Source organism: Polaribacter filamentus (assembly GCF_002943715.1).
In the GTDB taxonomy this organism is placed as follows: Bacteria; Bacteroidota; Bacteroidia; order Flavobacteriales; family Flavobacteriaceae; genus Polaribacter; species Polaribacter filamentus.
The window spans coordinates 702,963-724,145 of sequence record NZ_MQUA01000013.1 but is presented as its reverse complement, the minus strand read 5'-3'; the positions used below and the strand labels follow the sequence as shown (position 1 = coordinate 724,145).

Annotated in this window: 20 protein-coding genes and 1 pseudogene; 17 read left to right on the top strand and 4 right to left on the bottom strand. The window is 29.4% G+C overall.

Annotated features, from left to right (window positions below; translation table 11 throughout):
• Positions 1-36 precede the first annotated feature (36 nt).
• From BST83_RS05400 to rimK, 8 genes are all read left to right on the top strand, one after another.
• Entirely contained in the window at positions 37-987 is a 951-nt protein-coding gene (locus tag BST83_RS05400) for a D-2-hydroxyacid dehydrogenase (RefSeq protein WP_104808902.1), read from the top strand.
• Between the two features lie 3 nt (positions 988-990).
• Complete coding sequence (locus BST83_RS05395) at positions 991-2,229, top strand: DUF1015 domain-containing protein (protein WP_104808901.1); 1,239 nt, start codon at positions 991-993, stop codon at positions 2,227-2,229.
• A gap of 55 nt (positions 2,230-2,284) precedes the next feature.
• On the top strand, positions 2,285-2,959 hold the full coding sequence (locus BST83_RS05390) for a YggS family pyridoxal phosphate-dependent enzyme (RefSeq protein ID WP_104808900.1): 675 nt from the start codon (positions 2,285-2,287) through the stop codon (positions 2,957-2,959).
• Positions 2,960-2,983: 24 nt separating this feature from the next.
• The gene (locus BST83_RS05385) at positions 2,984-4,051 is read left to right on the top strand and encodes an exonuclease domain-containing protein (protein WP_104808899.1); all 1,068 of its coding nucleotides are present in this window, start codon (positions 2,984-2,986) and stop codon (positions 4,049-4,051) included.
• 41 nt (positions 4,052-4,092) lie between these two features.
• Entirely contained in the window at positions 4,093-4,311 is a 219-nt protein-coding gene (locus tag BST83_RS05380) for a hypothetical protein (protein ID WP_104808898.1), read from the top strand.
• Between the two features lie 338 nt (positions 4,312-4,649).
• Positions 4,650-4,907, top strand: coding sequence for a hypothetical protein (locus tag BST83_RS05375; protein ID WP_146092115.1), 258 nt, complete (start codon positions 4,650-4,652; stop codon positions 4,905-4,907).
• Between the two features lie 529 nt (positions 4,908-5,436).
• Positions 5,437-5,868: an anti-sigma factor gene (locus BST83_RS20515; RefSeq protein WP_170062715.1), complete on the top strand. Its 432-nt coding sequence runs from the start codon at positions 5,437-5,439 to the stop codon at positions 5,866-5,868.
• Between the two features lie 558 nt (positions 5,869-6,426).
• Positions 6,427-7,305, top strand: a complete 879-nt coding sequence (rimK, locus tag BST83_RS05365; RefSeq protein ID WP_104808896.1) for a 30S ribosomal protein S6--L-glutamate ligase — start codon at positions 6,427-6,429, stop codon at positions 7,303-7,305.
• 213 nt (positions 7,306-7,518) lie between these two features.
• On the opposite strand, the gene BST83_RS05360 is transcribed toward rimK, so the two are convergent.
• Both BST83_RS05360 and BST83_RS21695 read right to left on the bottom strand, forming a co-directional pair.
• Positions 7,519-7,719 carry a hypothetical protein gene (locus tag BST83_RS05360; RefSeq protein WP_104808895.1) on the bottom strand — a complete coding sequence of 67 codons (201 nt, stop codon included), beginning with the start codon at positions 7,717-7,719 and terminating at the stop codon, positions 7,519-7,521.
• A gap of 280 nt (positions 7,720-7,999) precedes the next feature.
• Positions 8,000-8,152: pseudogene (locus tag BST83_RS21695) on the bottom strand (DUF4331 family protein); the annotation flags it as partial.
• A 292-nt stretch (positions 8,153-8,444) separates the two neighbouring features.
• Here BST83_RS21695 and BST83_RS05350 point away from each other — a divergent pair.
• From BST83_RS05350 to BST83_RS05340, 3 genes are read left to right on the top strand one after another with little or no spacing between them, the layout of a single operon-like run.
• Positions 8,445-9,266, top strand: a complete 822-nt coding sequence (locus tag BST83_RS05350; protein WP_104808894.1) for an ion transporter — start codon at positions 8,445-8,447, stop codon at positions 9,264-9,266.
• Between the two features lie 3 nt (positions 9,267-9,269).
• Entirely contained in the window at positions 9,270-10,187 is a 918-nt protein-coding gene (gene miaA, locus BST83_RS05345) for a tRNA (adenosine(37)-N6)-dimethylallyltransferase MiaA (protein WP_104808893.1), read from the top strand.
• A gap of 59 nt (positions 10,188-10,246) precedes the next feature.
• On the top strand, positions 10,247-10,765 hold the full coding sequence (locus BST83_RS05340; protein ID WP_205853555.1) for an OmpH/Skp family outer membrane protein: 519 nt from the start codon (positions 10,247-10,249) through the stop codon (positions 10,763-10,765).
• Between the two features lie 491 nt (positions 10,766-11,256).
• Here the strand turns inward: BST83_RS05340 and msrA are convergent, their stop codons facing one another.
• Positions 11,257-11,907: a peptide-methionine (S)-S-oxide reductase MsrA gene (gene msrA, locus BST83_RS05335; RefSeq protein WP_104808891.1), complete on the bottom strand. Its 651-nt coding sequence runs from the start codon at positions 11,905-11,907 to the stop codon at positions 11,257-11,259.
• Positions 11,908-12,171: 264 nt separating this feature from the next.
• Between msrA and dnaX the strand changes: the two genes are divergently transcribed.
• From dnaX to BST83_RS05325, 3 genes are read left to right on the top strand one after another with little or no spacing between them, the layout of a single operon-like run.
• Positions 12,172-13,857 carry a DNA polymerase III subunit gamma/tau gene (gene dnaX / locus BST83_RS05330; RefSeq protein WP_104808890.1) on the top strand — a complete coding sequence of 562 codons (1,686 nt, stop codon included), beginning with the start codon at positions 12,172-12,174 and terminating at the stop codon, positions 13,855-13,857.
• A 53-nt stretch (positions 13,858-13,910) separates the two neighbouring features.
• Positions 13,911-14,195 carry a hypothetical protein gene (locus BST83_RS20505; protein ID WP_240614670.1) on the top strand — a complete coding sequence of 95 codons (285 nt, stop codon included), beginning with the start codon at positions 13,911-13,913 and terminating at the stop codon, positions 14,193-14,195.
• A 3-nt stretch (positions 14,196-14,198) separates the two neighbouring features.
• Positions 14,199-15,560: a MutS-related protein gene (locus tag BST83_RS05325; RefSeq protein ID WP_240614669.1), complete on the top strand. Its 1,362-nt coding sequence runs from the start codon at positions 14,199-14,201 to the stop codon at positions 15,558-15,560.
• Here BST83_RS05325 and BST83_RS05320 read toward each other — a convergent pair.
• The gene (locus BST83_RS05320) at positions 15,551-17,377 is read right to left on the bottom strand and encodes a cation:proton antiporter (RefSeq protein ID WP_104808889.1); all 1,827 of its coding nucleotides are present in this window, start codon (positions 17,375-17,377) and stop codon (positions 15,551-15,553) included. The genes BST83_RS05325 and BST83_RS05320 overlap by 10 nt on opposite strands.
• 130 nt (positions 17,378-17,507) lie before the next feature.
• Between BST83_RS05320 and BST83_RS05315 the strand changes: the two genes are divergently transcribed.
• Genes BST83_RS05315 through BST83_RS05305 form a run of 3 tightly spaced genes read left to right on the top strand, consistent with a single transcriptional unit; the run spans position 17,508 to position 21,118 of the window.
• Entirely contained in the window at positions 17,508-18,341 is an 834-nt protein-coding gene (locus tag BST83_RS05315) for a universal stress protein (RefSeq protein WP_104810799.1), read from the top strand.
• Positions 18,342-20,531, top strand: a complete 2,190-nt coding sequence (locus BST83_RS05310; protein WP_104808888.1) for a SulP family inorganic anion transporter — start codon at positions 18,342-18,344, stop codon at positions 20,529-20,531.
• Between the two features lie 5 nt (positions 20,532-20,536).
• Complete coding sequence (locus BST83_RS05305; RefSeq protein ID WP_104808887.1) at positions 20,537-21,118, top strand: MiaE family protein; 582 nt, start codon at positions 20,537-20,539, stop codon at positions 21,116-21,118.
• Positions 21,119-21,183: the final 65 nt, after the last annotated feature.

The window sequence follows — 21,183 nt, the reverse complement described above, 5'->3', positions numbered from 1 at the left end:
TTTTAATTCTCGAAATGACAAACATAAAAGATCAGAATGAAAATATTAGCAAACGATGGAATTTCTAAAAGCGGAATTGAAGCTTTAGAAAAAGAAGGATTTGAAGTGATTACAATAAAAGTTGCTCAGAATCAATTAGAAAATTATATTAATGAACATCAAATTGATGCCATTTTAGTAAAAAGTACAACGCAAGTAAGGCAAGAATTAATTGAAGCTTGTCCAAGTTTAAAGTTAATTGGTTGCGGCGGAATTGGTTTAGATAATATTGATATTGAATATGCAGAAGATAACGGTTTACATGTTATAAATACGCCTGCAGCTTCCGCTAGTTCTGTTGCAGAATTGGTTTTTGCACATTTATTTGGGATGGTACGTTTTTTACATTCATCCAACAGAGAAATGCCCTTAGAAGGAGATTCTCGTTTTAATGATTTAAAAGACGCCTATTCTCAAGGAGTTGAGTTAAGAGGAAAAACCTTAGGAATTATTGGCTTTGGTAAAATTGGCCAAGAAGTTGCAAAAATTGCGATCGGTTTAGGAATGCATGTTTTAGCTACGGATGAAGAAATTACAAGTGCTCCCATAATTTTAGAATTTTTTAATGGTCAAAAAACAACTTTTACAATCGAAACGGTTGCGAAAGAAAAGCTTTTAAAAGAATCTGATTTTATTTCGTTACACGTTCCTGCTCAAGATGATTATGTGATCACAAAAGAAGAAATTAACAAGATGAAAGATGGTGTTGGTATTATAAATACTGCTACAGGTGGAATTTTACATGAAGTTGATTTGGTTTTTGCAATAGAAAGCGGCAAAGTACAGTTTGCTGGTTTAGACGTTTTTGAAACAGAACCAACACCTGCTGTTCAATTATTAATGAATCCAGAGATATCATTAACTCCGCATATTGGTGCAGAAACAAAAGAAGCACAAGAGAGAACTGGATTGGAATTAGCACAACAAATCATTCAACTATTAAGCTAATTTATGGCAATTGTAAAACCTTTTAAAGCAGTAAGAGCAACGAGAGATAAAGTAGCGATGGTTTCGTCTAAATCATATGAAATTTATACGCCAGCAATGCTGGATTCTAAATTGACTTTTAATCCGTATACTTTTTTACATGTAATTAATCCTGGTTATAAATATCATAAACAAGATATTAGCGGAGAATTGCGTTTTAAATTGGTGCACAATCGGTATTTAGAATTTAAAGAAAATGAAATTTTTAAGCAAGATAAAGTACCTGCATTTTATATTTATCAGAAAATAACAGCTACAAAATCTTTTTGCGGAATAATTGCTGCAACTTCGGTTGCCGATTATCACAATAATGTTATTAAAAAGCACGAAGGAACCCTAAAGCAAAGAGAATTATTATTTGAAAACTATTTAAAAAATACAGGTTTTAATGCAGAACCGGTATTACTAACCTATCCTGATAATGAAGTAATTGCTTCCATAATTAAAAAATACAAGGAACAAAGAGCAGAATACGAATTTTCTACCACCGATAAAGATTCGCATTTACTATGGGTTGTTGACGATGAACTGGACATTGAAAAAATAACATTAGCTTTTAAAGAAATTGATACCTTATATATTGCGGATGGTCATCATAGATCTACTTCTTCTTGTTTATTATCAGAAAGATTGGCAAAAGAAAATCCGAATCATACAGGAAACGAGGAGTATAACTTTTTTATGAGTTATTTGTTGCCAGAAAGTGAACTGAGTATCTATGAATTTAATCGATTTATAAAAGATTTAAACGGCTTAAGTCCACATGAATTTTTAATAGAATTAGATACTTTTTTTAGAATTGAAAACAGGAATCAAGAGTTTTATAAACCTAAAGAAAAGCATCATTTTAGCATGTATTTAGATGGTGAATTTTATGCACTATATTTGCGAAAATCTCTCTATAATTTTACAGATGCTTTAAGCAAACTAGACGCTCAAATTTTGTACACAACGGTTTTAAAACCAATATTAGGGATCGATGATATCCGAAATGATTCTAAGATTGTGTATTCTCAAAATAAATCTGATGGTTTAGAATTGAAAACTAAAGTAGATTCTGGTCTTTTTAAAGTTTCTTTCGGAATGTTGCCAACTAGCATTAGCGAACTAAAAGAAATTGTAGATGCAGATTTATTAATGCCACCAAAAACAACCTATATCGAACCAAAATTAAGAAGTGCATTAACTATTTATGAATTTTGACACTTTGTGTCGTTCTGAATTTAGTTTTAAAATTTAGTTAAAAACAGTATAATCAATGAATATTAAAGAAAACTTAAAAGAGATATTAGATTCAATTCCTAAAAACGTTGCACTAGTTGCGGTTTCTAAAACCAAACCTATTGCAGATTTACAAGAAGCGTACGATGCTGGTCAACGTATTTTTGGTGAGAATAAAATTCAAGAAATGGTTGATAAATATGATACTTTACCAAAAGACATTAAATGGCAAATGATTGGTCATTTACAAAGTAATAAAGTGAAATATATGGCTCATTTTGTTGATTTAATTCACGGAGTTGATAAATTAAAAACATTAGTAGAAATTAACAAACAAGCTAAGAAACACGATAGAGTTATCAATTGTTTGATACAGGCAAGGATAGCAAAAGAAGATACTAAGTTTGGTTTATCATTTAAGGAAATTGAAGCTATTTTGTCATCAGAAAAAACAGCAGAATTAAAAAATATTAATATTGTTGGTTTTATGGGAATGGCTACTTTTACTGATGATACAGCACAATTATCAGAAGAGTTTTCATCACTTGAAACATTTTTTAAAACACAGAAAGAGAAAAATACCACTGAAAACTGTAATATAGAGGTTTTATCAATGGGAATGAGTGGTGATTATCTGCTTGCAATAGAAAATGGAAGTACTATGATACGAGTTGGGAGTTCTATTTTTGGCAGTAGAAATTATAATGAGTAAATTTATCAAAAAAAAAAAAAGAAATTGTACGCTATATTAGACATAGAAACCACTGGGGGAAAATTTAATGAAGAAGGCATTACTGAAATTGCCATCTATAAATTTGATGGCCATAGAGTTGTAGACCAGTTTATATCGCTGGTAAATCCTGAAAAGAAAATTCAAGCATTTGTTGTAAAACTTACGGGTATAAATAATGAGATGCTTAGAAATGCTCCTAAATTTTTTGAAGCGGCAAAAAGAATTGTAGAAATAACCAAAGACTGCATATTAGTTGCACATAATACCTCTTTTGATTACCGAATTTTACAAACAGAATTTGAAAGATTGGGCTTCGATTTTCGAAGAAATACGCTGTGTACTGTAGAATTAAGTCAGCAACTAATATTAGATCAACCTTCTTATAGTTTAGGAAAACTAACAAGATCACTTGGAATTCCGATGACTGAAAGACACAGAGCTTCTGGCGACGCTTTAGCCACTGTGCAACTTTTTAAACTTTTACTGGAAAAAGATACAGAAAAAACGATTATACAAGAATCTATAAAGTATTTTGACAGAAGGTTAGAAAAAGAAAAACTGAAAAATTTAATAGATTCCATTCCGAATATTTTGGGTGTTTTCTACATTCATAATGCAAAAGGAAAAGTTATTTACATCGGAAAAGGAAAAAGTATAAAAACTGAGATTAACAAGTTATTTTTAAAAATTACAAAAAGGGCTGTAAAGATACAAGAAAGAGCCAATACCGTGTCTTTTGACAGAGCTGGTAATGAGTTGTTTACGCGCCTTAAATATTATATAGAACTAGAAAAGTTAACACCTAAATTCAATTTTAAAAAGAAATTTAAAATCACTTTAGATAATTTTAATAATGACAATTTTATTATTGTTGATAAAGGCAGAGAAGTTGAAGAAAATGCTATTATTTTAATTGAAGATAATATTGTTTTTGGTTATGGATATACAAATTTAGCACTTCAAGAAAAGGATTTAAGCGTTTTAAAATCGGTTTTAACAGTCATAGAAAATAAAGAGGTTGCTAAACATCTGATAAAAAATTATTTGAATAAAAATTCTGTAAAAAAATAGTACGATTTTAAATAAGAAAAATATTTTTCCCTCTACTTTTAATGCTATCATCGATAAGTTTATGGCAAACAAACAAAACATCTAAAATTAGGCAAACCCCTTTAGATGAATTAAAAATTACAGTTTACGACAAAGATTCTACTGCAACCGCTGTCGCTTTATATGAACATGCAAATTTATATACTGATGTATCTTACAATTATGATACAAGAACAAACTTCTATTTTAGAATTAAAATTCGGGATAAAGCTACCTTTTAATTTGGCCACCATTTCAATAAATTTATATTAAAAAATGAATTTTAAATCTTAAAGCAACCACATATAATTTAACAGAAATAGGTAACGTAAATAAAACTAATGATTTGGTCATTTTCTATGCTAGTCGTGGAAATAATGATAAAGTAATAGAATAAGGCTATTGATTGCCTTCGGATGCAAATATGGAGTTTTAAGGAAATGTAATTTTAAACACAAGTATTATTTCTTAAATTAGATCAATTAACTTAAAACACGCGCTATTAATTGCTAATGCCTGTTTTAGTGGTAGTATTTTAACGCAAAGTAGAAAAAATAAAGACGCCACTTAGGCAATGCAAATGAAATATGCTTTACTAAATAGAAAAGCAATTACCAGCGGTGCTTTAACAACAGTCCCTAATGAAAGTGTATTTATGAAATATTTACTTAAAAGGTTAAAAGAACGTACAGAACAATACTTATCTGCTGGTCCACTATTTAATATGATTGAAGACCCCGTAATTAACAAAACCAAAATAGGTAATCAACCAAAATATGCACCCATAAGAAGAACTAAAGGTGAAGGTGGAGATTTTATTTTTATAAAAATAAAATAACATATCCATTTATTTTAATATTTTAATCTTAATTAATCTAAGGATCAGTAGCTTTTAATTTTACAATTTCAGAAAAAGGATGTGAAAGCATACGAAAAACTATACAATCTTTTTTGTAGTAGTATTTCTGGTGTTGTAAATAAATTGTTAAAAATGATGATGTTACGCAAGAAATTACCTGAGATGTTTTTATAAAAGCATGGAATAATGCAGAAATTTACCCGCCAGAAAAAGGGCATTTTGTATTTGGAGACTAAACATAGCAAGGAATTCAGCAATTGAATACACACGCCCTAATAAACTTAAAGAATCAAAACAAAACCCAGAAATATTAACAGAAGTAAAATCCATAGAAAATGCAATTTTACAACTAACAGCGGCCGCTAAAAAAGATGCTACTTATTCTTTTGATGATATTAAAGCTCAATTAACTGTTAAGGAGACTAAAGTAATTTCAATTACGAAACCAAAAACAAATTGGCTACAATATTCTTATTGGGCTGCTACTTTTTTAATTGGAAGAGTTTTAATGTATACACTTTTACAAAACAACCAAATAAAAGATCAGGTTCCTACCGAAAAACAACAAATAGAAGAAAAAATAGACAAAACATCCAACAATTTAGCAGATACAGAAAAACTGATTGAAATCTTCAGAGATAAAGATATTATTTCAGTTCCATTAGCAGGACAACAAGTATCGCCAAATTCGTATGCAAAAGTGTATTGGGATAAAAAAACAAATAGCATATACCTAGATGCCAAAGGATTACCAAAACCACCAAAAGGAAAAGTATACCAAGTTTGGTCTTTAACACTGACCCCTTTAACACCTACCAGTTTAGGAACCTTAGATACTTATACCGCGCATGCTAATAAGATTTTTACAATTACAAATGTAAATCAATCTGAAGCTTTTGGAATTACATTAGAGCCTGCAGGTGGAAGCTTCCTATCCTAACCTGGAACAATTGTATACTTTGGGAACTGTAGCTTCTTAAATTTTAAAACAACATTTTAGCGCACTTTTATGCGTAAAACATTTTTTTAAGCTAAATTAGTTTTTTTAAAAAAAATATACAATCAATTTACATAATCTTCTTTTAATTATAATCCTTGTTGATTCTGGTTTTTGTAGCTGTATTTTGAGATTCAAAATTGAATTTCTACTTTAAATAAATTACTATAAAATGTAAATTCAAATTAATTTTTGTAGTATCTTTCAACTATAAAATAAGAATCTAATCAAACAAAACTTAAGTTATAAACCAAGTTTAAATAATAGTAAGTCATCATTATAAAAAGCTTTAATCAATTCTATTGCAACAGATATAGGTTCAATTATTACATAGAAAATAACAGTGTATTTAAAAATTAGATTAACAAAGTTTGTTGTTTTATCAATTTAAATTTAGAAGAAAATTTAAACCATATATAAATCTGTTTCATTTCTATTGCACGAAATAAGTAAAAAACAGCCTTCATATTTTATGAAGAAAACTTAAAATTTAAAAAATTTATGAAAATCGCTATCTTATCAGCAAACCCCAATCTTTACTCAACAAGAAGACTTGTGGAAGCAGGTAAAAAGAAAGGACACGAAATGATTATTATTGATCATACAAAATGTGACCTTGTTATTGAGAAAAAAAAACCGATGGTAATTTATAAAGGAGAGGAAGTACTGGGTTTAGATGGTGTAATACCGCGTATTGGTGCTTCTGTTACTTTTTTCGGAACCGCAGTTGTTAGACAGTTTGAAATGATGAAAGTCTTTACAGCAACAGAATCACAAGCTTTGGTTAGGTCTAGAGATAAACTTAGAAGTTTACAAATTTTATCGAGAGCAGGTCTTGGTTTACCAAAAACAGTCTTTAGTAATTACTCTAAAAATGTAGGTAATATTATTGATAGAGTTGATGGCGCCCCCTTAGTTATAAAACTACTAGAGGGTACGCAAGGTCTTGGCGTTGTTCTTGCTGATAACAGAAATTCGGCTGAATCTATCTTAGAAGCATTTAATGGTTTAAAAGCCAGAGTTATTGTACAAGAGTTTATAAAAGAAGCGAAAGGTGCCGATTTACGTGTTTTTATTATCGACGGAGTTGTGGTTGGCGCTATGAAAAGACAAGGAAAAGAAGGTGAGTTTAGATCTAATTTGCACAGAGGCGGAACAGCAGAAATTGTGACTTTAACAGATGAAGAAGAAAATGCAGCACTAAAAGCTGCAAAAGTTATGGGTTTAGGAATTGCGGGTGTTGATATGTTACAATCTGATAGAGGTCCATTAATTTTAGAGGTAAACTCATCTCCTGGATTAGAAGGTATTGAATCTGCTACGGATAAAGATATTGCAACACAAATTATTAAATATGTAGAAAGAAATGCAGACAACTAATTTTAACTAAAAATAACTTCTCTTTCTTAATTCGTATTTAAAGAGCATAATAGTGCGTTACAAATATTTGTAACGTACTATTTTATTTTAGATAAATATTTTTCTACCTCCTCTAAGTTTCCTAATTCTAAATGAACATCAATTAAAATATATTGGGTTTGTTGTAATTTCTCTCAGTTATATTCCGCTTTTGTAAAAACTCCTAGTGCTTCTTTAAAACGGTGTTGAGATATATAGTTTTTCGCTAAACTTATTAAATAACCAATCACTATTAAAATTAGTTTTTTCACTAGCCGCTAATATATTTTTTCCTGCTTCTTTTAATTGATTAATACCACTCGTTAATTGAAATATCTGTGAATTGGCAGAAGCCATTTTTAAGTTATATGAATATTGATTTGGAATTTTTGCCAACTTGTTTTTCCAAAAGTTTAATTCTTCCTTTGCAATTTGTAATACTTTATTTTGATCGATTTCTAAATAAACTTGATATTCATTAGCGTCTGTAATTTGTTTAGTTTCTTATTTATTGCAACTATTTGTGATAGCAAAAGTTACAAATAAAAAAAATAGTTGGTTATTTTTCATGATTTATAGTTTTAAGTTTAATGATTTTTTAAAAGAACTGGAGCACATAAAATACGCCAGTTTGCTTTTTAAGGAGTTTATTTTTGGGAAATTATATATCTAGATCTTACCAAGCATTCGCTAAGTATGGAAAAGAAGTTAAAAATGTTTTGTCATTAGAATCTGCACGATCATCAGAAAAAATAGCATTTTCAGTAAAATCTTCTCCTCCAAAAATTAGTAATAACTCAACTGTAATTAAATCGTCTGCTAGTGCTCGCTTGTTCCTCTTGTTGCAGGAGCATCGATATGATCTGCTGCAATTGTAATTAAACCGATAATCGCTAAGAAAATGGTTCTGCTAAAATTTTACTTTTTTTCATTGTGTGAGTTTTAAGTTATCTTTAATTGAATCTCACACATACATAAGAGAAGAATTGAAGTACGGTTTTAAAAAAAATGATTATTTTTAATTTATTTTTAAAACCCCTATGAATAAAGAGAAAAATGAGATGAAATATTTATAAATCCAGTTAATATTTGTAATATTGTAAAAGAAAAAACGATTCAAATTGGATAAGGGAGATAAAAAACCATCTTGGAAAGAACGTATTCATGAAGTTATTTATGAAGCAGATACTAAAGAGGGCAAGTTGTTTGATGTTATATTATTAATTGCCATTTTAGCAAGTGTACTCTTAGTAATGCTAGAAAGCGTTAAGAGCTTTGATGAAAAATATCATGATTTTTTAAATATTAGTGAATGGATAATTACAATTCTATTCTCTTTTGAGTATGTTTTAAGAGTAATTTCCATAAAAAAACCATTTAAATATATCTTCAGCTTTTATGGTATTATAGATTTGCTATCTACTTTACCAAAGTATTTATCGTTTTTTATTGTTGGTTCTCATCATTTAGCCGCATTAAGAGCTTTGCGCCTTTTGCGCGTTTTTAGAATATTAAAGCTCTCCAGATATGTAGGTGCGTCTAATAAATTATTAATAGCGTTAAGAGCTAGCAGGGCAAAAATTGCTGTATTTCTGTTTTTTGTGATTATAGTATGTATAATTTTAGGTACTATTATGTACATGATTGAAGGCGAAGAAAATGGCTATAAAGATATACCAACAAGTGTTTATTGGGCAATTGTAACTTTAACAACCGTTGGTTTTGGAGACATTGCTCCACAAACGGCCTTAGGACAATTAATTGCAAGTGCAATTATGATTTTAGGTTACGGTATTATTGCAATTCCAACTGGAATTGTAAGTTCAGAAATGACAAAAACAACCAGCGAGATAGATACCAACACACAATCTTGTAAAAGTTGTTTAAAAGACAATCACAAAGAAAATGCCGAATTTTGTTACAATTGTGGAAGTAAATTATAAAGAATGATTTCTAAAAATTATTTAATTACTATTGTTGGTCCAACGGCAATTGGCAAAACAGCCTTAAGTATTCAATTAGCAAATTATTTTAAAGCTGAGATTATCTCTTGCGATTCAAGACAGTTTTACAAAGAAATGACAATTGGCACAGCTGTTCCTAATACTGATGAATTAGCATCCGCAGTCCATCATTTTGTGCAAAACAGAAGTATTTTTGATGATTATAATGTAGGTTCTTTTGAAAGAGATGCACTCTCTAAGTTGGATGAATTGTTTCAAAAAAATCCAGTTCAAATTATGGTTGGCGGAAGTGGATTGTATGTTGATGCTGTTTTAAAAGGATTGGATTATTTTCCTGATGTTGATCCTAAAATAAGAGAAGCATTAACCAACCAATTGCAAGAAAAAGGAATAGAAACACTGCAAGAAAAGTTAAAAGAATTAGACCCAGAAACCTATCATTCAATTGCAATTGATAATCCTCATAGAATTATGAGAGCTTTAGAAATTTGTATTGGTGCAGAAATGCCCTACTCTACTTTTAAAAATAAACCAAAAACTCCAAGAAACTTTTCATCTATTAAAATTGGTTTAAATGCCGAAAGAGAAGTCATTTATAACCGAATTAATAAAAGAGTTGATAATATGTTGGCAAATGGCTTATTAGAAGAAGCTGAAAAATTGTATCCAAATAAAGACTTAAATGCCTTACAAACTGTAGGATATAGAGAGCTGTTTTCTTTTTTTGATGGTGAATTTACGCAAGAATTTGCGATTTCTGAAATCAAAAAAAATACAAGACGTTTTGCAAAAAGACAAGGCACTTGGTTTAAAAAAGATGAAGAAACTTTGTGGTTTGATTATCAAACGAATATCAACGAAATAATAACTAAAATTTCTGATAAAATTAACGATATTTAATAGTTCTAAATTTTTGCAATTCAACAACTTTTATATCTTTGCGTAACTAAATACAAATTATGAAATCAAAAATTACAATTCTGTTTATCGCTTTTATTAGCGCATTATCTATAGCGCAAACAAAAGTTGGTACTATTAACAGCGAATACATTATAGGTATTATGCCAGAAGCTAAAATTGTTATGGAAAAAACCCAAGATTATGGCTCAAAATTAGATTCTTCTTTTTCAATTAAAGCAAAAGAATATGAAGATAAAGTGGCTGATTTTAGAAAAAATGAAGCTGAATATGGCGAATTAATGAAAAAAACATTAATTAAAGAAATTACAATAATGGAGGAAGAACTGAAGAAATTTCAAGATAATGGAAATAAATTAATGCAATTAAGACAAAACGAATTAATGCGTCCATTATATAATCTATTAAACTCCACAATAGAAGCAATTGCAAAAGAAAATAAGTACACCCAGATTTTAACAACTACCGGGAATCAATTTGCCTATATTGATGAAAAATTTGATATTACACAATTAGTAATGGATAAATTAGGTGTTAAAGAACCAGAAATAAAAGAATAATTTACATTCAAATAGAATTCTAAAACCTCTTTTTTTGTGAGGTTTTTTTTTGTAAAAAAAATTTAACTTGAATGATGTTTAATTTAAAAATAGTAATTTAGCTTGATTAGGTGTGATACGTTTAATATATAGATACTCGTTAGAACTAAGCATTTCCCTTTTGGCTATAACATACAAATTTAAATTTTAAATTTGTGCTAATCTGAAAAAGTGAAATAGGTAAGAGTTGAGTTGTACAACACTAAAAAAAACAGCAATAAAATATAGAAACCAAAAAACAAATAATAGCATGGCAAAAAGTAACGACGCAAGGAAAAATGTTAAAAAGGAAGCGACTAAAACTCCTAAAGAAAAGAAAGCTGCAAAACAAGTAAAGAAATCTAGAAAAGAATAATTTTAGTTTTAAATTAAAAAAAGCTACAAATTTAGAAAATGTAATTAATACATCGTTTTCAAATTTGTAGCTTTTAATTTAAAGTTTGTTGTGGTATTTAACGATTTCCTTTTTTCAATAAATAAGGAAATCTCTTTTTAAATTTATTTAATCTTGGTACAGAAACAGCTTTCACATACCCTTGATTAGGATTTCTCTTTTCAAAATCTTGATGATATTCTTCAGCTTCATAGAACTTAGAAAGCTTTGTAACTTCCGTTGCTATTTTTCCATTATAAACTTCTTTATTTAATTTTGAAATTGTATTTTCAATAATACCTTTTTCTTTACTATTTTCATAAAAAGCTATAGATCTATACTGTGTGCCATAATCTGGCTTTTGACCATTTACAGTTGTTGGATCATGAGACCCAAAAAACACCTTTACTAGCGTTTCAAAACTCACTTTTTCAGGATTATAATAAACTGCAACAGCTTCTGCATGTCCTGTTTTTCCTGTTCCGATGGATTCGTACGTAGGATTTTTAGTAAATCCACCTGCATAACCAGAAACTGCTTCCTCTACACCGGCTACACTTTCAAAAATAGCTTCCACACACCAAAAACAGCCACTTGCAAAATAGGCAACTTTAGTTTCTTTAGTGGGAGTATAAGTTGATTTAGAAACTTCCTCTTTCTTGGAAAAACCCAAGCACGAAATTAAAAGTAAAACGATACTAAAAGTAAAAACTGATTTTATAATTTTCATGTTCTGTTTTTTATTCTGTTTTTTATTCTGATTTTTATTCTGATTTTATTTATTTTAATAAAATTTACACCAAAGAAATTACCATGTATTCTTCAGCACAAATTTCGGAACTTTTAATTCGATAAAAAAACGAATTACAATAATAGTCGAATCAATTTAGAACTTCATACAATTTGTTTACAACTTTAGCATTTTATTAAGAAACCGAGTTGTAAAATAAAACGTAGATACTTACTTTTGTTACTCAAACTTTTAAAAAAATAAATGGAGCATTTTATAGTTTCTGCGCGTAAATATCGTCCTCAAAATTTCGAGGATGTTGTTGGGCAACAAGCCATTACAAATACGTTAGAGAACGCTATAAAAAATAATCATTTAGCGCAAGCTTTACTATTTACAGGTCCAAGAGGAGTTGGAAAAACATCTTGTGCTAGAATTTTGGCAAAGAAAATAAATCAACAAGGCGTTGAAATTATTGAAAATGAAGATTTCGCTTTCAATATTTTTGAATTGGATGCGGCATCTAACAATTCTGTAGATGATATTAGAAGTTTAACAGACCAAGTGCGCATTCCGCCACAAACAGGAAAGTATAAAGTATATATTATTGATGAAGTACACATGCTTTCTCAATCTGCTTTTAATGCGTTTTTAAAGACTTTAGAAGAACCACCTGCACACGCTATTTTTATTTTAGCAACTACAGAAAAACATAAAATTATTCCTACAATTTTATCTCGTTGTCAAATTTTTGATTTCAAAAGGATTGGTGTTTTAGATGCTAAAAATTATCTAAAAATCATTTGCGAAAAAGAAAATATTACTGCAGAAGATGATGCTTTGCACATTATTGCTCAAAAAGCAGATGGCGCGATGCGCGATGCTTTATCAATTTTTGATAGAGTTGTAAGTTTTTCTGGAAATAATTTAACTCGAGAAGCAGTAACAGAAAACCTAAACGTTTTAGATTACGATTCTTATTTTAATATGACGGATTTATTGTTAACGAACAAAATTCCGGGTGTATTAAATGCTTTCAATACTATTTTAGCAAAAGGTTTTGAAGGACATCATTTTATAAATGGTTTGGCAAGTCATTTTAGAGATTTATTAGTTGCCAAAGACAAAGCAACCATAGAATTACTAGAGGTTGGTGATACTGCTAAAAAGAAATATTTAGACCAAGCTACAAAAGCCAGTATTCCTTTTTTATTGCAAGCTATTAACAAAGCAAATGATTGCGATTTAAGCTATAGAGCTAGTAAAAATCAGCGATTGCTTGTTGAGTTATCTTTAATGCAAATTGCCTCTATCACTTTTGATGGAGAAAAAAAAAAACCAGCTAACTACATAATTCCTGCTACATTTTTTCAAGCGCTTTCTCCTGCTGTAAATGAAATTGCAAAACCAATTCAAAAAACTATAATTGCTCAGTCGCAAAAAGTTGAAGAACCAAAAACTGAGATAAGAAAACCTATTTTAAATTCTGCTATAAAACGTACTTCCTCTCTCTCTCTAAAAAGCATTCATCAGAAAAAAGAAGAAAAAAAGACTGTTATTGAGGAAAACTTTGACAATCACCCTAAAGATCTTTTTACAGAAGAAGAATTGCAACTATTTTGGGAAGAGTATGTTAATTTACTTCGTAAAAAAGGAGAAAATAGTATGGCTTCGATCGTAGCCACGGATATTCCAAAATTAGAAGATAATTTTAAAGTTTCATTTACGGTACCAAATAAATTGATGGAAGATCAGTTTAGAAAAGGAAGACCAAAATTATTAAATTTTTTACGTGAAAAAGCAAATAATTACGGAATTACCATTCATGTAAAACTGAATGAAAGCGTTGAAAAAAAGTTTGCATATACTCCTTTAGAAAAATTCAATAAAATGAAGGAAAAGAATCCGCTATTAGAAAAATTGCGCCAAGCTTTTGAGTTAGATATGTAACATTTTAAGGATTTAACTACAAATAGTTATACTCTCTTTTTAAAATTGGCTTTATGAATTATATTTTAGGAGTTCTATTTATACTAATCGTACTCTTTTTAAGAAATAACTTCTTGAAAAAGAAAAGATTAAGAAAAACTAGAAAAAAATTAGGAGAAAATTGGGGTAAACGAGTTAAGAAAGATTATTATAATTTCTTTGTAATTGGTAAATATTTCAATAACAATTCTCATAAAGAAAAAGCGTATCATATTTTATCAGAAAAAAATAATATTGATTTTGATCTTGATGACATTTTCAAATTTATTGATAGAACCTCCTCTAAAATTGGTCAGTAATATTTGTACTTTAAACTAAGGACTATTGGTTCTCTTGAAGATTTATTAAAGTTCAATTCGTTAACTTCTATTTTTCAAAAAGACAAAGCATTAAGTATTTCTTGTCAGCTAGAATTAGCGAAATTAAATAACAATAATTCTTATTATTTAGAAGAATTAATTAACGACAAACAATTAGAAAAACCAAAATATATTTGGTTCATTCGGTCTTTAACTTTTTTAGCAGTAGCTTCAATACTGGTAGTTTTCTTTTATCCGGTAATTGGCCTTTTATTGATTCCTATTTTAGCTATAAATATGGTTTTTCACTATAAAAACAAGCATAGTGTCGCTTATTATTTAAATGGTGTAAATCAATTATCTAGAGGTTTAAAAGTAAGTAAAAATTTAAGTTCTAATTCCGAAATAGCAGCTCATTTTAAAGATACCTCCTTTATAAAAAAGATAAAATCTATTAAATTTAAATCAGAATTTATTGCTTTTGAAAAAAATATTAGCAATGAGTTTTTATTTGCATTTTGGTTTTTATTTGAACTCATAAAAATCTTATTTAATGTTGAATACTTAGTGTTTTATAGTTTTTTAAATTCTATTTCTAAAGAAAGACAAAGTATCGAAAATATGTTTCTTTTTATTGGCGAAATTGATGCTGCAATTTCGACAGCTTCTTTAAAATCTAGCAACTTAAAAATATGTACACCAACTTTTAATAATACTAACGAGTTGAATGTGGAAGAAATTTATCATCCATTAATAGCAGATTGTATATCAAACAATGTTCATTTAGCCGAAAAAAGCATGTTGCTAACAGGTTCTAATATGTCTGGGAAAACAACTTTTATTAGAATAATTGCTGTGAATAGTATTTTGGCACAAACACTACATTTTTGTTTTGCTGATGTGTATTCGGCGCCTTTTTATAAAGTATACTCATCGATTAGAATTACAGATGATTTATTAGAGAATACTAGTTATTATCTACAAGAAGTGCTTACCGTTAAAGAATTAATTGATGCTTCAAATGATAAAAACCCTTGTTTATTTGTATTAGATGAAATCTTTAAAGGCACGAATACTGTAGAAAGAATTTCTGGCGGAAAAGCCATTTTATCCTATTTAAATAAAAAACAACACACTGTTTTTGTATCAACGCATGATATTGAATTAACTGAGTTATTACAAAAAGAAGAGTATGAATTGTTTCATTTTAGTGAACACATAGAAAACAATGAACTTTTTTTTGATCATAAAATTAAAATGGGAAAATTACAAACTAGAAATGCTATTAAGATTTTAGAACTGTATAAATATCCATCAGAAATAATTGTTGATGCTAAAAATATAGAAACTACTTATTATTCTTGAAAAACTAACCTTTTCCCTAAATAATACAATATACATTCTTCTTTATCTTTCTTCATTTTTTCAAATTCTGCAATCAAATATAATCCTTCTCCTTTTCCAATAAATAAAGGAATTGATTTTTCCTCGACAGCGAATAAACCTAATATTTTTTTGTATTCGTTTACTGAAGTGATTTTAACTTCATTAATATATGGATTTTCTCGGTACGCTTCACTTAAATTTATAAAATCATCATTAGGTGTAAAAAACCTTTCTCTTTCCTTTTTTGTAGCAATCTGGGCTTCCATAGAAGAGGCAATTTTATAAGAACCATGTTCGCCAAAATCTTTAGAAAAACTATTTAAAGTATGGCTATTAATAGAATCGTTGGCAGTTAAGGCTATTAAATATCCAACATCATTTAACTCAATATTATCAGTTAAGTTTTCATCGTAAATATTTTGATTAAACGCTTCTAAACCATCTTCTATCGCTTGTTCTATAAACCTTTTATTAGTATCAATAAGCACTACTCTTTTACCTTTATCCTTTAAAAACCTTGCAATTAATCTTGATGGTTTAGAAGCACCCACAATTAAAATCCCATTAGAAGTTTTTAGAAATACGCCAACCATTTTAGCAAATAATCTCGCTGTAGTTGCGTTTAAAACTACAGTTCCAAGAACAATCATAAAAACCAAAGGAGTAATGTATTCTGCCCCTTCTACGCCTTCTTTTAATAATTTACTTCCAAATAAAGAAGCAATTCCTGCTGCCACAATTCCCCTAGGTCCAACCCAACTAATAAATAATTTTTCATTTAATTTTAAGTTAGAATTGGTGGTACTTGCAAAAACCGCCAAAGGTCTAATTATAAAAACGACGATGGCAAATAATGCCGCTGTTTTCCATGTATAAAGCAACATTAAATCCTCTATATTAATATTTGCAGCTAATAAGATAAATAACATGGAAATTAACAAAACACTCAAAGATTCTTTAAAATAAAGTAGTTCCTTAAGATTTTTGAGCTTACTGTTTCCTAAAACCATCCCCATAACAACAACAGCTAAAAGACCTGATTCATGTGCAAATACGTCTGATGCCACAAATACTAATAACACGGCTGATAAAGAAACAACGTTTAATAAATAATGCGGAATTAATTTTTTATTGATAGCATAGGCCAATGCGTGCGCAAATGTAAATCCAAAAGTAGTACCAAATAATAAGATCTTTCCGAATTCTATTAAAGCGGTTTTCGTAAATCCTCCATCGCCCCCAACACTAATAAACTCGAAAACCAATACTGCCACTAATGCGCCTATTGGATCAATTAAAATTCCTTCCCATTTTAAAACGGTTGAAAGGTCCTTTTTTAAAGGAATATTTCTTAAAATTGGTGTAATTACAGTTGGCCCAGTAACAATTATTAATCCTGAAAAAAGAAAAGACATTTCCCAGCCCAATTCAAAAATATAATGTGCTACAATTCCGGCACAAAAAAATGTAATAGCAGATCCTAAAGTAATTAATTTCGTTATTACAGGGCCAACGTTTTTAATTTCGTCTCTTTTTAGGGTTAAACCTCCTTCAAAAAGGATCACACTTATTGCTAATGAAACAAAATAATACAAGTTTTCTCCAGGAAATAATCCTTTTTCACCATTCCAAATAGGTTCTATCCACTTAGAGCCATCTCCGCTTAAATATGCAGCAGCAATTGGCCCAACTAATAAACCAATTAAAATTAGAGGTAAAATTGCCGGAATTTTAAATTTCCAAGCAACCCATTGCGCCAATATTCCTAAAATTATAATTCCTGCTAATTCTAACATAGTTACTAATGTGTGTTTAAGCGTAAATTTAAGAATGTTTTCTTCATCTCAAAAATTAAAATCATAGTTTTTTTCTTTCTTGAAAAGTTTCCTATATTGCGCTAATATCCAAATTTTAGAGACTTTACCGTTGCACAAAATAAACAAAATACTTATTGGTATTGCCTTTTCCCCTAACTTAAAACCGAATATTTTTGAAGCTGTAAGATTAGCTAATATGTTTGATGCTGAGTTAGTAGGCGTTCACGTTGGGGAAAAAACTGATCAAAAAATTACTGATTTAAATATCCTTTTAAAAGAAGCTGATACTTTAAAAAAAGGATTTAAAACTATTTGGCAAGAAGGAAAACCCGTAGATGTTATTTTACAAACTTGCACAAAAGAAAATATAGATTTATTAATTCTTGGTGCGCTACAACAAGAAAATTTATTAAAATACTATGTAGGCTCTATAGCTAGAAAAATTACTAGAAAAGCACCGTGTTCTGTGCTTTTATTAATTAAACCGTCTGTGAAGCGATTGAAGTGCACTCACATAGTAGTTAATGGCTTAAAAGATCATAAAACCGAGGGAACAATAAGAACTTCTTTTTTAATTGCTAAAGCATTAGATTGTAAAAAAATTACGATTGTAGAAGAAATTAAACAAGAAGAATTACATGTTACTGTGAATGATGATAAGTCTTTAAGAAGAGCAAATATTGCTAAAGAACGAATTACAACAAGAGAAAATAGACGTTTGCAAAATATTTTAAAAGACATTGATTGTTCAAATTTTTCTATAAAAATGCAAAGTATTTTTGGGAAAAGAGGGTATTCTATAGGACATTATGCGAAAGTAAAAAGAGCTGATTTATTAGTAATGAATGCGCCAGTTAAATCAGGTCTTTTAGACAGAATTTTCCCACATGACATTGAATATATTTTATCAGAATTACCAACAGACGTTTTAATAGTAAGATAAATGAAAAAGAAAAGTACTTTTAAAACATTTGTCTCTGAAATACCTAAAAACTTATTTGCAGGTTTTGTGGTCTCTTTAATAGCGCTTCCGTTAGGTTTAGGATTGGCTTTGGCTTCTGGCGCACCTCCAATTTCTGGAGTTATTGCTGCCATTGTTGGCGGAATTGTAGTTTCTTTCATTGGTGGCTCTAATGTTACAATAACAGGTCCAGGAAACGGTTTAGTAGTAGTTATACTCGCAGCAATTACAACGCTCGGAAATGGAAACATGCAGCAAGGTTTTTTGTATACATTAGCTGCTATTGTAATTTCTGGTGTGCTTTTAATTATTCTCGGTTTTTTAAAAATGGGGTCTTTGGGTGATTACTTTCCCTCATCTGCCATACAAGGAATGTTGGCGGCAATAGGAATAGGGATTTTTGCGAAACAAATTCACGTAATGTTAGGCAATACTGAAGCAAATGGAAGTATTATTGAGTTGCTTTTACAAGTTCCTAAAGGAATTATCAACCTATTAAAAACGGATAATTTGAGCATGTTTTATGCTGGGTTAGTGGGAATTATAAGTTTGTTGATTATGGTTTTCTACAGTAAAATTAGAAACCGATATTTTCAACTAATCCCGGCGCCCATGTGGATTGTCGTTTTAAGTGTGGGTTTGTTCTATTATTTTGAAGTTTTTACAACGGTAGAATATCCTATTGATAAAAGTCTTTTAATTAATTTACCAGATGATATTTTATCAAATTTTGCTTTTCCTAATTTTAGTAAAATATATGAAATGAACTTTATAAATGCAGTTATTGGCATTACCTTAATTTCGAGTATTGAAAGTTTATTAAGCATTAAAGCTGTTGATAAATTAGATCCTTTTAAAAGGCGTTCTAATGTAAATAAAGATATTAGAGCCTTAGGTTTAGCTACTGTTATTAGTGGTTTTTTAGGCGGATTAAATGTAGTTACAGTGATTGCAAGAAGTTCTGTAAATGTAAATAATAAGGGTTCTAATAAATCATCCAATTTTTTTCATGCACTATTTTTAGTAGCTTTTATTTTATTGTTTGCAACAGAATTACGCAAAATTCCATTGCCTGCTTTAGCGGCCATATTAGTTTATACAGGCTATAAATTAGCTTCCCCAGAAAACATAAGAAAAGTTTTTAAAGTTGGTAAAGAGCAACTAATTATTTTCTTAATTACATTGCTTACCACCATAGCAACAAGTTTAATTACCGGTATTTTAATGGGTATTTTAGCGACCCTAATCATACATATAATCATTAATAGAAATGCCAAATTATTTTTTAAAAATATATTAAAACCAAACGTTTTAATGTTTAAAGAAGATGGTAAATACTATGTGAGTGTCAAGAATTTTTCTAGTTTTTTAAACTATACAAAACTGAAATCAAAATTAAATCAGATTCCAGAAACCGAAGAAGCCATTATCGATTTTTCTATGTGCGATTTTGTAGATCATTCAGTTATGGAAAACATCCATAATTATACACAAACTTTTGCAAGAAAAGGTGGGCATTTTGAGGTTATTGGTTTGGATGATTCCAAATCGATAAGCAATCATCCTTTTGCGTTGCGGAAAATTTTACATCAGAAAACAAAATCATTTAAAAAAGTTTTAACAAAGAGGCAAAAATCCATAGAAAAAATCAGCAGAGAAATGCATTGGAAATACGATGCTTTTTCTGCTCAAGAAGTAGAAGAATTGCCTACATTTGGTTACTTTAAAACACGTGAAATAAATAAAGTTTCTAATGTACTTTCTAATGAAGATTGCACTATTTTTGACATTCAATTCTCTGAAGGAGCACTAATTGCAAAACAAGTAATTAAAGCAACCATGTTGCATATTCATCCTAAAAATGAAATTCCTGATTTTACGTTAGATCAAGAAGGAATCTTTGAATATATTTTACATTTTGCTGGTTATAAAGATATTGATATTGATGCACATCCAGATTTTAGCAAACGTTTTTATTTAGCTGGAAAAAATGAAGAAAAAATTAGAGCATTTTTTAAAGATGAGTTAATTTTGTTCTTTGAAAGCAACAAACAATACCATATAGAAGCTTCTAAAAACGGACTTTTAATTATAGGAAAGGAGCGTTTTGCAAGTGTTAAAGAAATGAAAGCAATCGCCTATTTTGGTATGGCTTTGCAAAAAATAATATAATTTTTATGTTAGGATTACAATTTGAAACAAGAACTTCTTGGGCAGAAATCGCGAAAGATAATTTGCAACAAATACTTACAGACCATGCATTTTTAGAGCAAAAGGCAGCTTCAAATGCAGTTTCTATTATCATTAATTATTCTGAAGAAACTGAGCTTGTGAAAGAAATGAGCAACATTGCTATTGAAGAAATGCAACATTTTAAAATGGTGCACTTATTAATGGTAAAACGAGGAATGGTTTTAGGTCGAGAGCAAAAAAACGATTACGCAATTCGGCTGCAAAAATTCTTCAATAAAACAAAAGACAGAACAGATGCTTTAATTCAGCGTTTGTTGGTTGCTGCCCTTATTGAAGCTAGAAGTTGTGAACGCTTTAAAGTGTTTTCGGAAAATATGGAAGATGAAGAATTGTCTAAATTCTACAATAATTTAATGATTTCAGAAGCTAGCCATTATACTACTTTTTTAAAGTTTGCTAGAGAATATCAAGACAGAGAAATTGTTGATAAAAAATGGAATGCTTTAGTCGCTTTTGAAGCAGAAATGATGAAAGAACGTGGTTCTGAAGCTAAAATCCATGGATAATTTGCTGTTTGGAAAAATTAAAATTCTATTAATCATGCGCTTTTTCTTTGCAGCTCTATAACTCC

Bases quoted from the DNA above. Each gene is read 5' to 3' on its own strand.
- BST83_RS05340 (WP_205853555.1), top strand. From the start codon at position 10,247: ATGAAATCAAAAATTACAATTCTGTTTATCGCTTTTATTAGCGCATTA.
- rimK (WP_104808896.1), top strand. From the start codon at position 6,427: ATGAAAATCGCTATCTTATCAGCAAACCCCAATCTTTACTCAACAAGA.
- BST83_RS20515 (WP_170062715.1), top strand. From the start codon at position 5,437: ATGTATACACTTTTACAAAACAACCAAATAAAAGATCAGGTTCCTACC.
- BST83_RS05320 (WP_104808889.1), bottom strand. From the start codon at position 17,377: ATGTTAGAATTAGCAGGAATTATAATTTTAGGAATATTGGCGCAATGG.
- msrA (WP_104808891.1), bottom strand. From the start codon at position 11,907: ATGAAAATTATAAAATCAGTTTTTACTTTTAGTATCGTTTTACTTTTA.
- BST83_RS05380 (WP_104808898.1), top strand. From the start codon at position 4,093: ATGCTATCATCGATAAGTTTATGGCAAACAAACAAAACATCTAAAATT.
- BST83_RS05305 (WP_104808887.1), top strand. From the start codon at position 20,537: ATGTTAGGATTACAATTTGAAACAAGAACTTCTTGGGCAGAAATCGCG.
- BST83_RS05400 (WP_104808902.1), top strand. From the start codon at position 37: ATGAAAATATTAGCAAACGATGGAATTTCTAAAAGCGGAATTGAAGCT.
- miaA (WP_104808893.1), top strand. From the start codon at position 9,270: ATGATTTCTAAAAATTATTTAATTACTATTGTTGGTCCAACGGCAATT.
- BST83_RS05375 (WP_146092115.1), top strand. From the start codon at position 4,650: ATGAAATATGCTTTACTAAATAGAAAAGCAATTACCAGCGGTGCTTTA.
- BST83_RS05390 (WP_104808900.1), top strand. From the start codon at position 2,285: ATGAATATTAAAGAAAACTTAAAAGAGATATTAGATTCAATTCCTAAA.
- dnaX (WP_104808890.1), top strand. From the start codon at position 12,172: ATGGAGCATTTTATAGTTTCTGCGCGTAAATATCGTCCTCAAAATTTC.
- BST83_RS05310 (WP_104808888.1), top strand. From the start codon at position 18,342: ATGAAAAAGAAAAGTACTTTTAAAACATTTGTCTCTGAAATACCTAAA.
- BST83_RS20505 (WP_240614670.1), top strand. From the start codon at position 13,911: ATGAATTATATTTTAGGAGTTCTATTTATACTAATCGTACTCTTTTTA.
- BST83_RS05395 (WP_104808901.1), top strand. From the start codon at position 991: ATGGCAATTGTAAAACCTTTTAAAGCAGTAAGAGCAACGAGAGATAAA.